Source organism: Rhizobium sp. 05N49 (assembly GCF_056396805.1).
Map to the genome: position 1 here is coordinate 1 of NZ_JBFTME010000008.1, position 13,538 is coordinate 13,538.

General features: G+C 61.1%; 12 protein-coding genes. 8 read left to right on the forward strand and 4 right to left on the reverse strand.

Annotated elements, in window-relative coordinates:
• The 8 genes from glpD to glpK form a co-directional block, all read left to right on the forward strand.
• Positions 1 to 1,356, forward strand: a 1,356-nt coding sequence (glpD, locus tag AC1DF8_RS17130) for a glycerol-3-phosphate dehydrogenase (RefSeq protein WP_478154241.1), incomplete at its 5' end; no start/stop codon positions are given.
• Between the two features lie 42 nt (positions 1,357 to 1,398).
• Positions 1,399 to 2,478, forward strand: coding sequence for an ABC transporter ATP-binding protein (locus AC1DF8_RS17135; RefSeq protein WP_478154242.1), 1,080 nt, complete (start codon positions 1,399 to 1,401; stop codon positions 2,476 to 2,478).
• Positions 2,479 to 2,487: 9 nt separating this feature from the next.
• Complete coding sequence (locus AC1DF8_RS17140; RefSeq protein ID WP_112542009.1) at positions 2,488 to 3,558, forward strand: ABC transporter ATP-binding protein; 1,071 nt, start codon at positions 2,488 to 2,490, stop codon at positions 3,556 to 3,558.
• 3 nt (positions 3,559 to 3,561) lie between these two features.
• Positions 3,562 to 4,428, forward strand: coding sequence for a carbohydrate ABC transporter permease (locus AC1DF8_RS17145; RefSeq protein WP_478154243.1), 867 nt, complete (start codon positions 3,562 to 3,564; stop codon positions 4,426 to 4,428).
• Positions 4,429 to 4,442: 14 nt separating this feature from the next.
• Positions 4,443 to 5,270: a carbohydrate ABC transporter permease gene (locus tag AC1DF8_RS17150; protein ID WP_112542011.1), complete on the forward strand. Its 828-nt coding sequence runs from the start codon at positions 4,443 to 4,445 to the stop codon at positions 5,268 to 5,270.
• A 12-nt stretch (positions 5,271 to 5,282) separates the two neighbouring features.
• Positions 5,283 to 5,564 (forward strand): DUF2160 domain-containing protein, encoded by a 282-nt coding sequence (locus tag AC1DF8_RS17155; protein WP_112969585.1) that lies wholly within the window; start codon positions 5,283 to 5,285, stop codon positions 5,562 to 5,564.
• Between the two features lie 79 nt (positions 5,565 to 5,643).
• Positions 5,644 to 7,374, forward strand: a complete 1,731-nt coding sequence (locus AC1DF8_RS17160) for an ABC transporter substrate-binding protein (RefSeq protein WP_112542013.1) — start codon at positions 5,644 to 5,646, stop codon at positions 7,372 to 7,374.
• A gap of 112 nt (positions 7,375 to 7,486) precedes the next feature.
• Complete coding sequence (glpK, locus tag AC1DF8_RS17165; protein WP_113115496.1) at positions 7,487 to 8,983, forward strand: glycerol kinase GlpK; 1,497 nt, start codon at positions 7,487 to 7,489, stop codon at positions 8,981 to 8,983.
• 77 nt (positions 8,984 to 9,060) lie between these two features.
• On the opposite strand, the gene AC1DF8_RS17170 is transcribed toward glpK, so the two are convergent.
• The 4 genes from AC1DF8_RS17170 to AC1DF8_RS17185 are packed head-to-tail and all read right to left on the reverse strand — an operon-like array spanning position 9,061 to position 13,481.
• Positions 9,061 to 10,131 (reverse strand): ABC transporter ATP-binding protein, encoded by a 1,071-nt coding sequence (locus AC1DF8_RS17170; RefSeq protein WP_478154244.1) that lies wholly within the window; start codon positions 10,129 to 10,131, stop codon positions 9,061 to 9,063.
• 18 nt (positions 10,132 to 10,149) lie between these two features.
• Complete coding sequence (locus tag AC1DF8_RS17175; RefSeq protein WP_478154245.1) at positions 10,150 to 11,670, reverse strand: DUF5060 domain-containing protein; 1,521 nt, start codon at positions 11,668 to 11,670, stop codon at positions 10,150 to 10,152.
• A 30-nt stretch (positions 11,671 to 11,700) separates the two neighbouring features.
• On the reverse strand, positions 11,701 to 12,585 hold the full coding sequence (locus AC1DF8_RS17180; protein ID WP_113013827.1) for a carbohydrate ABC transporter permease: 885 nt from the start codon (positions 12,583 to 12,585) through the stop codon (positions 11,701 to 11,703).
• Positions 12,582 to 13,481, reverse strand: a complete 900-nt coding sequence (locus AC1DF8_RS17185; RefSeq protein ID WP_478154246.1) for a carbohydrate ABC transporter permease — start codon at positions 13,479 to 13,481, stop codon at positions 12,582 to 12,584. The genes AC1DF8_RS17180 and AC1DF8_RS17185 overlap by 4 nt, the downstream gene beginning before the upstream one ends.
• Between the last annotated feature and the right edge of the window lie 57 nt (positions 13,482 to 13,538).

A 13,538-nucleotide genomic window follows, 5' to 3' on the forward strand; every position in this document is an offset into this window, starting at 1 on the left:
CATTACGAGTTCCGCCTGGTGCGGGAATCGCTGATGGAGCGCGAGATCCTCTGGGCCATGGCCCCGCATATCATCTGGCCTTTGCGCTTCGTGCTGCCCTATCACAAGGGCGGGATCAGGCCGGCCTGGATGATCCGGCTTGGCCTCTTCCTCTATGACCATCTCGGCGGCCGCAAGCTGTTGCCGCCGACTGCGGTCCTGAACATGCGCAGCGATGCGGCGGCAAAACCGCTGAAAGCGCTGTTTACGAAGGCTTTCGAATATTCCGACGGCTGGGTCGACGATGCCCGCATGGTGGTGCTCAATGCCCGCGATGCCGCCGACAAGGGCGCCACGATCATGCCACGCACCAAGGTCGTCTCCGCCCATCAGGAAAAGGATGCGCAGGCAAGCAGCGTCTGGCAGATCGAGACGATCAACAGTCTCACCGGCAAGAGCGAGCGCCATCAGGCCCGCATGCTGATCAATGCCGCCGGTCCCTGGGTCGACCATGTCATCCGCTCCGCCTTCGGCCATAACGAGGCCCGCCATGTGCGCCTCGTCCAGGGCAGCCACATCATCGTGAAGAAGAAGTTCGAGGGGCCGCGCGCCTATTTCTTCCAGAACCCCGACAACCGCATCATCTTCGCTATTCCCTATGAGACCGATTTTACCCTGATCGGCACCACCGACCGCGACTACACCGCCGATCCGAAGGATGTGAAGATCTCCGAGGAGGAGACCGTCTATCTCTGCAATGCGGCCTCGGAATATTTCAAGGAGCCGGTCAAGCCGGAGGATATCGTCTGGACCTATTCGGCGGTRCGYCCGCTCTTCGACGACGGCGCCTCGAAGGCGCAGGAGGCGACRCGTGACTACGTGCTGAAGGTCGAGGGCAAGGCGGGCGAGGCGCCGCTTCTCAACGTCTTCGGCGGCAAGCTCACCACCTACCGGCGTCTGTCGGAACATGCGCTGGAGAAGATCGGCGAAGCGATCGGCGTCAAGGGCAGGCCGTGGACGGCGGGCAGCCATCTGCCGGGCGGGGATTTTCCGGTGCAGGGCTATGAGGGCGAGGTCGTCAAGCTCAAGAGCCGCTATCCGTTCCTGGCCGATGCCCATGCCCGACGGCTTGTCCGCCGCTACGGCACGAAGGCTGCAACGCTTCTCGGCAATGCCGCAAAGATCGACGATCTCGGCCGGTTGTTCGGATCCGACCTCTACGAGGCCGAGGTCCGCTACCTGATCGACAATGAATGGGCCGTCACTGCCCACGATGTGCTCTGGCGGAGAACCAAGGCCGGCCTGCACATGACACCACAACAGATAGATATTTTGGAGGAGTACATCGCCGCTCTGCCCGCGAAACTCGCAGGCTAAGCCGGCATGTGGTCCCCGTCTTGAGGAGGCACGGGAACCGGAATGCTCGAATTGCGCCATGCCGCAAAGATGGTCGGCGGTGAATATCATATTCACCCGACGGACCTGACATTTGAACGGGGATCGCTGAACGTCCTGCTCGGACCGACGCTCTCCGGCAAGACATCATTGATGCGGCTGATGGCCGGTCTCGATCGGCCGACCAGCGGTTCCGTGCATTTCGACGGCGCCGACGTCACCGGCATGCCGGTGCAGAAGCGCAATGTTGCGATGGTCTACCAGCAGTTCATCAATTATCCCGCACTCAGCGTCTATGAAAACATCGCCTCGCCGATGCGCATTGCCCGGCACGATGCCAAGACGATCGATATCGAAGTGCGCAAGGCCGCAGAGCTTCTGAAGCTGACGCCCTATCTCGACCGTACGCCGCTCAATCTTTCCGGCGGCCAGCAGCAGCGTACCGCCCTTGCCCGCGCGCTCGTCAAGAATGCCAGCCTCGTGTTGCTCGACGAGCCACTCGCCAATCTGGACTATAAGCTGCGCGAGGAACTGCGCGAAGAGCTGCCGCGTATCTTCGCGCAATCCGGCGCCATCTTCGTCTATGCGACGACCGAACCCTCCGAAGCCCTTTTGCTCGGCGGCAATACGGTGACGCTGAGCGAAGGCCGCGTGACGCAGTTCGGCAAGACGATCGAGGTCTATCGCCGCCCGGTCGATCTCGTCACCGCCAAGACCTTCGCCGACCCGCCGCTGAACTTCATCGAGGTGGAGAAGAACGGCAGCATCTTCCGCCATGGAGCTGGCGCTGAGATCGTCGTGCCGGCACATCTTGCCGCTACGCCGGATGGCGCCGTCACGATCGCCTTCCACCCGCATCATCTGTCACTGCAAGCCCAGACTTCGGCTTCGCCGCGACTGACGGCGCGCACGCAGATTTCCGAAATCACCGGCTCGGAAAGCTTCGTGCATGTCGATTTCAATGGTGTGCGCTGGGTGATGCTGGCGCATGGCATTCACGACATCGATCCCGATACCGAGATCGCCGTCTTCCTCGACACCCGCCATCTCATGGCCTTCGGGCCTGATGGGCGGGCAATCGCAACCGGCAACCAGGCGGCATAGGAGGTTTCAATGGCACGCATCACGCTCGACCATATCCGCCACGCCTATGGGCCCGACCCGAAGTCGGACAAGGATTATGCGCTGAAGGAAGTCGACCACGAATGGACCGATGGCGGCGCCTATGCGCTGCTCGGTCCCTCCGGCTGCGGCAAGACCACGCTGCTCAATATCATTTCCGGCCTGTTGCAGCCCTCGCACGGGCGCATCCTTTTCGATGGCCGCGATGTCACCAATCTTTCGACGCAGGCGCGCAATATTGCGCAGGTCTTCCAGTTCCCGGTTATCTACGACACGATGACCGTCTACGACAATCTGGCCTTTCCGCTGCGCAACAGGGGCGTTGCCGAACCCGAGGTCGACCGGCGCGTCCGCGAAATCCTCGAGATGATCGATCTGACCGACTGGGCAAAACGCAAGGCGCAGCGCCTGACGGCCGATCAGAAGCAGAAGATCTCGCTCGGCCGCGGCCTCGTGCGCAATGACGTCAACGCCATCCTGTTCGACGAACCGTTGACCGTCATCGATCCGCATATGAAATGGGTGCTGCGCTCGCAGCTGAAGCGCCTGCACAAGCAGTTCGGCTTCACCATGGTCTACGTCACGCATGACCAGACGGAAGCGCTGACCTTCGCCGAAAAGGTGGTGGTCATGTATGAAGGCGAGATCGTCCAGATCGGCACGCCGGCCGAACTCTTCGAGCGGCCGAGCCACACATTCGTCGGCTATTTCATCGGCTCGCCCGGCATGAACGTCATGCCCGCGAAGGTCGCTGGTTCCAGCGTCAGTGTCGGCGGCGAGACCATCAATCTCGATTATGCGCCCGACACGTCGCGGGCCGCCAAGGTCGAGCTCGGCATCCGTCCCGAATTCATCCGGCTTGGCCGTGACGGCATGCCGGTATCGATCTCCAAGGTCGAGGATATCGGACGCCAGAAGATCGTACGCGCCCGTTTTGCCGGCCAGCCGTTGGCGATCGTCCTATCGGAGGACGCCGAGATCCCGGAAGATGCGCGGGTCAGTTTCGACCCCGCAGCGATCAGCATCTACGCCGATTCCTGGCGTGTCGGCAGGGAGGCCTGAATCATGGAAAAGACCTGGAACAACAAGGCCTGGTTTCTGGTTCTGCCTGTCCTGGTGCTCGTCGCCTTCTCGGCGGCCATCCCGCTGATGACGGTCGTCAACTATTCGGTGCAGGATACGTTCGGCAATAACGAGTTCTTCTGGGCCGGCACGGACTGGTTCGTGCAGACCCTGGAGTCGGATCGCTTCTGGGCAGCCCTGCAGCGCAACCTGCTCTTCTCGATCATCATCCTGGCGCTCGAAATTCCGCTCGGCATCTTCATCGCGCTCAACATGCCGAAGAAGGGTATCGGCGTGCCGATCTGCCTCGTCCTGATGGCGCTGCCGCTGCTGATCCCGTGGAACGTCGTCGGCACGATTTGGCAGGTCTTCGGCCGCGTCGATATCGGCCTGCTCGGCCATACGCTGGAAGCGATCGGCCTCGACTACAACTATGTCCGCGATCCGCTCGATGCCTGGATCACCATCATCGTCATGGATGTCTGGCACTGGACGAGCCTCGTCGTGCTGCTCTGCTATGCCGGCCTCGTGTCTATCCCCGACGCCTATTACCAGGCTGCCAAGATCGACGGCGCCTCGCGCTGGTCCGTCTTCCGCTACATCCAACTGCCGAAGATGAAGCGGGTGCTTCTGATCGCCGTGCTGCTGCGCTTCATGGACAGCTTCATGATCTACACCGAGCCTTTCGTCGTTACCGGCGGCGGGCCGGGCAATTCGACGACCTTCCTGTCGATCGATCTCGTCAAGATGGCCGTCGGTCAGTTCGACCTCGGGCCCGCGGCGGCCATGTCGATCGTCTACTTCCTGATCATCCTGCTGCTGTCGTGGATCTTCTACACGGTCATGACCAGCAGCGACGCAAACGCTTGAGAAAGGAGAGATCCATGGTTTCAAAAATGAAATACAAGCCCGCCGGAAACCTCTCCTGGGTGGTCACGACGATCTACATTCTCTTCCTGCTGCTGCCGATCTACTGGCTGGTCAACATGAGCTTCAAGGAGAATGCCGAGATCACCGGCACCTTCTCGCTCTGGCCGCAGAACCCGACAATCAGGAATTACGCGGTCATCTTCACCGATCCGTCCTGGTATAACGGCTATATCAACTCGATCATCTATGTGGCGATGAACACGGTCATCTCCGTGCTCGCCGCACTTCCCGCCGCCTACGCCTTCTCGCGCTATCGCTTTTTAGGCGACAAGCACCTGTTCTTCTGGCTCTTGACCAACCGCATGGCGCCGCCGGCCGTCTTCGCACTGCCGTTCTTCCAGCTCTATTCGGCCTTTGGCCTGATCGACACGCATATCGCAGTGGCGCTTGCCCATTGCCTGTTCAACGTGCCGCTCGCTGTCTGGATCCTCGAAGGTTTCATGTCCGGCGTGCCGAAGGAGATCGACGAGACCGCCTATATTGACGGCTATTCCTTCCCGCGCTTCTTCGTGAAGATCTTCATGCCGCTGATTGCGAGCGGCGTCGGTGTCGCCGCCTTCTTCTGCTTCATGTTCTCGTGGGTTGAGCTCCTGCTTGCGCGCACGCTGACGACGACGGCGGCGAAGCCGATCTCGGCGATCATGACCCGCACGGTCTCGGCGGCTGGCATGGACTGGGGTGTGCTCGCGGCAGCCGGCGTGCTGACCATCATTCCCGGCGCGCTCGTCATCTATTTCGTTCGCAACTACATCGCCAAGGGCTTTGCCCTGGGCCGCGTCTGAGGAGATCAGGATATGACCCTTTCGTGGATGGCCTGGACGCTGCCGACGGCGCTCTTCTTTCTCACGATCCTGACCCTGCTCATCGCCATGAGCGTCTGGGAATATTTTTCGCCGGGCGGCTCGCCGCGCGTTGGCTTGCTTCGGTTCGAGACGACGCGCGGCGACCGGCTCTTCATCTCGCTGCTCGGCGCAGCATTCATTCATCTCGCATGGTTGGGTCTTGTCGGACCCAGCCTGTGGTGGGCTCTTGGCATCTCCGTGATCTACGCCATCGGCGTGTTCCGTTACGTGTGATTCCAAGCTGATACGGATGGCCGGGGGTACTGGCCGCCTGAGACGTAAGGACTGCAATCGCTAAACCTGGGAGGATATTATGCGACGGCATCTACTAGTGACGACAGCAGGCATTTTGCTGGCCATGGCGGGCTCCGCCTATGCCGGCATGGATGAGGCGAAAACCTTCCTCGACAAGGAGGTCGGCGATCTCTCGACGCTTACGCGCGCGGACCAGGAAAAGGAAATGCAATGGTTCGTCGATGCGGGCAAGCCTTTCGCCGGCATGGACATCAAGGTYGTGTCCGAAACGCTGACAACGCATGAATACGAATCCAAGGTGCTGGCGCCCGCCTTCACCGCGATTACCGGCATCAAGGTCACCCATGACCTGATCGGCGAAGGCGACGTGGTCGAAAAGCTGCAGACGCAGATGCAGTCGGGCGAAAACATCTACGACGCCTATGTCAACGATAGCGACCTGATCGGTACCCATTGGCGCTACCAGCAGGCCCGTTCGCTGACGGACTGGATGGCCAATGAAGGCAAGGATGTCACCAATCCCGGCCTCGATCTCGACGACTTCATCGGCACCAAGTTCACGACCGCGCCGGACAAGAAGCTCTACCAGCTTCCCGACCAGCAGTTCGCAAACCTCTACTGGTTCCGCTACGACTGGTTCAACGACGAAAAGAACAAGGCCGATTTCAAGGCGAAATACGGCTACGACCTCGGCGTTCCCGTCAACTGGTCGGCCTATGAGGACATTGCCGAATTCTTCACCGGCCGCGACGTGAACGGCAAGAAGGTCTTCGGCCATATGGACTACGGCAAGAAGGACCCGTCGCTCGGCTGGCGCTTCACCGATGCCTGGCTGTCCATGGCCGGCAACGGCGACAAGGGCCTGCCGAACGGTCTTCCGGTCGACGAATGGGGCATCAAGGTCGACGAGAATTCGCGTCCGGTCGGCTCCTGCGTCGCACGCGGCGGTGACACAAACGGCCCGGCTTCCGTCTATTCGATCCAGAAATATCTCGACTGGATCAAGGGCTATGCTCCGCCGGAAGCAGGTGGCATGACCTTCTCCGAATCCGGCCCGGTTCCGGCGCAGGGTGCGGTTGCCCAGCAGATCTTCTGGTATACGGCCTTTACCGCTGACATGGTCAAGCCCGGCCTGCCGGTCATGAACGAAGACGGTACCCCGAAGTGGCGCATGGCCCCCAGCCCGCATGGCGTCTACTGGAAGGACGGCATGAAGCTCGGCTATCAGGACGTCGGTTCCTGGACGCTGATGAAGTCGACGCCTGACGACCGCGCCAAGGCCGCATGGCTCTATGCGCAGTTCGTCACCTCGAAGACTGTGGACGTGAAGAAGAGCCATGTCGGCCTCACCTTCATCCGCGAATCCACAATCCGCGACAAGAGCTTCACGGAGCGCGCTCCCAAGCTCGGCGGCCTGATCGAGTTTTACCGCTCGCCAGCCCGCGTCCAGTGGTCGCCGACCGGTACCAACGTTCCTGACTATCCGAAGCTCGCGCAGCTGTGGTGGCAGGCAATCGGTGATGCCGCTTCCGGTGCAAAGACCGCGCAGGAGGCCATGGACTCGCTGTGCGCCGAACAGGAAAAGGTGCTGCAGCGCCTCGAACGCGCCAAGGTGCAGGGCGATATCGGCCCGAAGCTCGCCGAGGAGCATGATCTCGCTTACTGGAACGCAGATGCGGTGAAGAAGGGCAACCTCGCTCCGCAGCTGAAGATCGAGAACGAGAAAGAAAAGCCCATCACCGTCAACTACGACGAGCTCGTCAAGAGCTGGGCCGACGCCAAGAAATAAGCGTCATCGGCCGGGTGCGATAGCACCCGGCCATTCCCGATTTTCCAAAACAATAATGGGGACAGAGCTGCCGTTCCGGCGGAACGATAGCTGTTGCGCAGGAAGTAAAGTCATGAGCGGCCATATCCTTGCCATCGATCAGGGCACGACATCGTCGCGGGCCATAATTTTCGATCCTCAGATGCGGATCGCATCCTCGGCGCAGACTGAGATCACCCAGCATTTCCCGCAGACCGGCTGGGTGGAGCATGATGCCAGTGAGATCTGGGACACGGTACTGTCGACCGCGCGCGACGCTCTCACAAAGAGCGGTGTGGCGCCGGGCGCAATCGCTGCCATCGGCATCACCAATCAGAGGGAAACGACCGTCGTCTGGGAAAAAGACACCGGCAGGCCGCTGCACAGGGCGATCGTCTGGCAGGACAGGCGCACAGCGGAAATGTGCGACCGGCTGAAGGTCGATGGCTACGAAAAGCTCTTCACTGCCAAGACCGGCCTGCTTCTCGATCCCTATTTCTCCGGAACGAAACTGCGCTGGCTGCTTGACAATGTCGAGGGACTGCGTGCCCGGGCCGAGGCCGGCGAGGTCTGTTTCGGCACGATCGACAGCTGGCTCATCTACAAGCTGACCGGCGGGCGGGCGCATGTCACCGATGCGACCAACGCCTCGCGAACCCTGCTCTACAACATCGCCGAGAACTGCTGGGATGACGAGCTTCTCAAGATCCTGCGCATCCCGCGGGCGCTGCTGCCCGAGGTCAAGGATAGCGCCGACGATTTCGGCACGGTCGATCCCGGCATTTTCGGCGCCGCGATCCCAATCCTCGGTGTCGCCGGCGACCAGCAGGCGGCGACAATCGGCAATGCCTGTTTCGAACCGGGCATGGTGAAATCGACCTACGGCACTGGTTGTTTTGCACTTCTGAATACGGGTGACGACCGCGTGCATTCGAAGAACCGGCTGCTCACCACCATCGCCTACCGTTTGAACGGCAAGAGCACTTACGCGCTGGAAGGGTCGATCTTCATTGCCGGTGCTGCCGTGCAGTGGCTGCGTGATGGTCTCGGCATTATCGGAAATGCATCGGAAACCGGCGCGCTGGCCGACAGAGCCGATCCGCAGCAAAGGGTCTATGTCGTGCCCGCTTTCACCGGGCTCGGCGCCCCCTATTGGGATCCGGAGGCCCGCGGCGCGATTTTCGGCCTGACACGCAACAGCGGCCCGGCGGAACTGGCGCGCGCCGTCCTGGAATCGGTTGCCTACCAGACGCTCGACCTGCTTGTGGCGATGCGAAGCGACTGGGGCGACCACCCGATTGAGACGGTACTGCGCGTCGATGGCGGCATGTCCGCATCCGAATGGACCATGCAGCATCTCGCCAATATTCTCTCAAGTCCCGTCGATCGGGCAGCGACGTTGGAAACGACGGCGCTCGGCGCAGCCTGGCTTGCTGGATCGAAAGCCGGTGTATGGCCGGATCGGCAGGAATTTGCGCGCGCCTGGGCGAGCGACCGCAGCTTTGAGCCTGATATGGCTGACATAGACAGGCAGGCGAGAATTGTCGGCTGGCGCAACGCGATTGCGCGAACACTCAGTACGGTGGCCTGACTGGGGCGGACCGCCACCGTAAATAAGGAGCCGGGTGGTGTCAGGCCGCCCGGCTCGTCGCTCCATCCATGACCGTCCTAGGCGTCAAGCCGGTTCTGCGTCTGCCGGTCGAAGAAATGCACTTTCGGGGTCGCAAAAGACAGTCTCACCCGCTGTTCAGGCGCCAGGTTCACCCGTTCGCGCAGGACCCAAGTCAGTTCCTTGCCCTCGACCTCGACGGCGACGTGGGTTTCCGACCCGGTCGGCTCGATCACCTTCACGATCGCTTCGACACCTTCCTCGCCACCGAGCGAAATATCTTCGGGGCGGATGCCGAGTGTCAGTTGCCTGCCGGCGGAATTCTCAGGCGCCTGCGAGAGTTTGACGCGCGCGCCGCCGGAAAGAGCGAGGCTCGGACTGCCGCCAGTCTCGAGCGTGCCTTCGAGGAAGTTCATCGCCGGCGAGCCGAGGAAACCGGCGACGAAGATGTTGCGCGGCCGGTCGTAGAGTTCGAGCGGACTGCCGATCTGCTCCACCTTGCCGCCCTGCAGCACGACGATCTTGTCGGCCATGGTCATGGCTTCGATCTGGTCATGTGTGACATAGACGATCGTCGTCTTCAGGCGCTGGTGCAGGGCTTTGATCTCGGCCCGCATCTTGACGCGCAGCTTGGCGTCGAGGTTCGACAACGGCTCGTCGAAGAGGAAGACTTTCGGATCGCGAACGATGGCGCGACCCATGGCAACACGCTGGCGCTGGCCGCCGGAAAGCTGTGCCGGCTTGCGCTCCAACAACGGCTGCAGGCCGAGGATGGCGGCAGCTTCGGAGACTTTCCTGTCGATCTCCGGCCGCTTGGCGCCGGCGAGCTCCAGCGCAAAGCCCATATTCTGGGCGACCGTCATCTGCGGATAGAGCGCGTAGTTCTGAAAGACCATGGCGATGTCACGGTCCTTCGGCTGCAGATTGTTGACGACGCGCCCATCGATGCTGATCTTGCCGGCGCTGATATCCTCAAGACCGGCAATCATGCGCAAGAGCGTTGACTTGCCACAACCGGACGGGCCGACGAGGATGACGAACTCGCCATCGGCGATATCGACATCGATGCCATGGATGATGTCGACCGCGCCGAAGGATTTCTTGACGTTCTGGATGTTCAAGCCGGACATGGGCTCCTCCTTAAATCCCTAGCGCTTTCTGCGCACACGCAGCGCCTGATGCGGCTTGCGCGGAAGCTTGACGCCGAAAGCCGCGTCCGGCTTGCCGCCACGCACGATCGCGCCGTGGCGAGTGGGGTGCGGGACGGGTGCGGCAACCTTCTCGGCCGGCGTGATCGTCATCTCCCAGGTGTCGATGATATCGACCTCGTAATTGTCGTCGTCGAGCGGCAGGCCTGATGACCAGATGACGGGCTGGTGCTCGCCGAGATAGATCAGCCGGAAATCGCCGTCGCCATCCCTTGCGCCAGAGACGCGTGACCAGGGCCATTCGCCGAGGACGCCGAGCGGTTCCAGCCCGTGCCTGACGTCGGCCTCGAGTAGATCGCGCAGGAAGCCGATGCGCTTCCAGGCCTCGCCGCGCAGCTCGCCGCCCTTCGCCCACCAGATCAGGTCCTTGGGATGCGAATAGGTCTCGCCGTGGCCGGCATAACCGCCGCGCGCCATGGTGATCCAGTAGCGATGCACCAGCTCCTGGGCGGAGAGATTGCCCCAGGACTGCACGATGTCGCCTTCATATTCCGGCTCGTCGTTGACGACCGGCTTGCCATAGGCGTTGCGCCATTCCTGCGTGCGCTTGACGTCGGGATTCTGGATGCAGGTATGGGTGACCCACGGTTTGCGATGATCGAAATTTGCCGTCACGTCGCCGTTATGGATCGAACGCAGGTGCTGGTAGGGATCGTTTTCTTCCAGGATGTGGAAATAGCGGTCCCATTGTTCCATCGGCTTGGTGTCGATCAGGAAGTCATATTCGTTGGCGAGCGACCACCAGACGTTCCGATAGGCAGAAAGCCGCGCCGCCAGATAGGCGACATAGCGGAAATCCTGCTCGGCCGACATGTCGGCATAACCCCAGCGGTCATAGGGATGGAAGATGATGATGTCGGCCTCGATGCCGAGCGCGCAAAGGGCGGCCACCTGCCGGTCGAAATGCTGGAAGAGGGCCGGGTTCGGCCGGTCGAAATCCTCCTTGCCGTCAGCATCCTTCTCGAAGCAGGCGTGCAGCGGCTCGTTGGTATTATAGGGATAGTCCTTCGGGAAGACGCCCATGCGGATCTTGTTGAAGCGGGTCTTCTTCAGCGTCTCCAACGTCTGTTGCTGCATCTCCAGGGGCTGATGCGTCCAGGCATAGCAGGTAGTGCCGAAGGAGAAGAAGGGCGTACCGTCGGCATAGCCGAAATGGAATTTGTTGCGCACGCGCACCGGGCCGTGATTGCCGGCTGACGGGGCGGTTGCTGCAAACTGCCCCGTCCTGCCGTCCAGGGCAGCGGTCTTCGAACGCGTCCTGAAGGACCATTCGCCTTCGACATCGGGCATGAAGCGGATGCGGTAGGTGCCGTTGCCGTCGTAAAAGCCAGGCACACGGACCTCGCGGCTCTTATGCGTGAACACGGCATCGAATGCCACGTCGAGATAGGGATTGCCTTCGGATGGGCCGGCGAAGGCCGCTTCGAACACACCCCATTTTTCGACTGCTGCATCGGACATATGTCTCTCCTCGTAGAACAGATTTCGGTATCAGCCCTTCACGGCGCCGGAGGTCAGTCCGGACACGAAGTAGCGCTGGAACATGAGATAGACGATCGTCGCCGGAAGCACGGTCATCACGATCGCGGCGTTGAGCTGGCCGTAATTGCTGGAAAACTGGCCCTGGAACGACATCAGGCCGAGCGGCAGGGTCCACATATGCTGGTCCTGCAGAAGGACGAGCGCCATGGCGAATTCGTTCCAGGTTGAGACGAAGTCGAGGATCAGCAAGGCGGCAAGAACCGGCAGGCAAACCGGCAGGAAGATGCGCCGGAAGATGGTGAAATGTGTTGCGCCATCGATGAGGGCAGCCTCCGACAACTCCTTCGGAATGCCCTTGAAGAAGCCGTGCAGGATGAAGACCTGATAGGGAACACCGAAGGCGATGTAGGGCAGGATGACGCCGGGATAGGTGTCGATCAGTCCGAAGGAATTCACCAGTGTAAAGAGCGGCGCCAGCATCACCTGGAAAGGGATCATCGTGCCGAAGACGACGAGCAGAAGCAGCGCCTTGCTGATCCTGAGCTTGATCTTGGCAAGTGCGTAGGCGGCCATTGCCGACAGCGCCAGGCCGAGCGGCACCTTGATCACGGTGATGATCACGCTGTTGAAAAAGGAGCTTGCGAAATTGCCGCGGCTCCAGGCGTCGGCGTAGTTTTGAAAGGCGAGTTCCGTCGGCGGCATGAAGGCGCCGGTGCTGGTGACCGCAGCCGGTGTTTTCAGCGAGGTAAAGACGATGAAGACAAAGGGTGCCACCCAGATCAGCGCGACAAGGATGAGGGCGATCCACAAGCCGATGAGGATGGGATCCCGCTTCAGGCGAAGCGGCTTGGTATCGATGTCGAGATCATCGGCTTGCGCTCCGAGAACTGTCACGATTCGACCTCCTCATGCTTTTGCGTCCAGCGCAGATAGGGGATGACGATCGCCACGGTGATGAGAAGCAGCACGACCGAGATCGCTGCACCGCGGCCGAAATCGAAGATCTGCATGGCCTGGGTGAAGGCCCAGAGCGCCAGCATCTGCGTCGATTGGGCCGGGCCGCCGCCGGTCAGGCCATAGACGATATCGAAGGCCTTCAGCGAGGAGATGATTGAGAGAACCAGAACGATGGTGATCGTCGGGCGCAGCGCCGGAAGGGTGACATGCTTGAAGACTGCCCAGCGGCCGGCACCATCGATGCGGGCGGCTTCCACCAGCGTCTGCGAGACGTTCTGAAGACCTGCCAGGAACAGCACCATCGAAAAGCCGACGGTCTGCCAGAGGTAGGCGATGAAGACGGAATAGAGCGCAATATCCTTGTTGCCGAGCCAGTCCTTGATCCAGGTCTGCATGCCCCATGTGGTCAGCATCTGGCTGAACAGGCCGAAGAAGGGATCGTACATCCATTTCCACATCGTGGCGACGGCGATCGGCGCGATGATGACGGGCAGGTAGAAGATGGCGCGCAGGCTGTTGCGGCCAAAAATCTTCTGGTTGAGGCTGAGCGCGAGCAGCAGCCCGACCAGCGGCGGGAAGACCAGGCTCATCAGCGTCCAGATCACGGTATTCTTGAAGGCGACCCAGAAGACCGGGTCGCGCGTGAAGATCGCCGTGTAGTTTGCAAGGCCGACGAATGGGCGCTGCGGGTCTAGCCCGTTCCATTTCTGGAAGCTGATGACGACCACGTTCAGCATCGGGTAGAGCGCGAAGATCGCGTAGATGGCCAGAGCCGGGACGAGCAGGATGAAGGCCTGCACGCGCGGATCATGCGTTGTTTGGCGCAAGGACATTCTCACCTCCGGGGGCAGGATATCCACCCTGCCGGTCTTGCGGATGCGGCGCCAGCC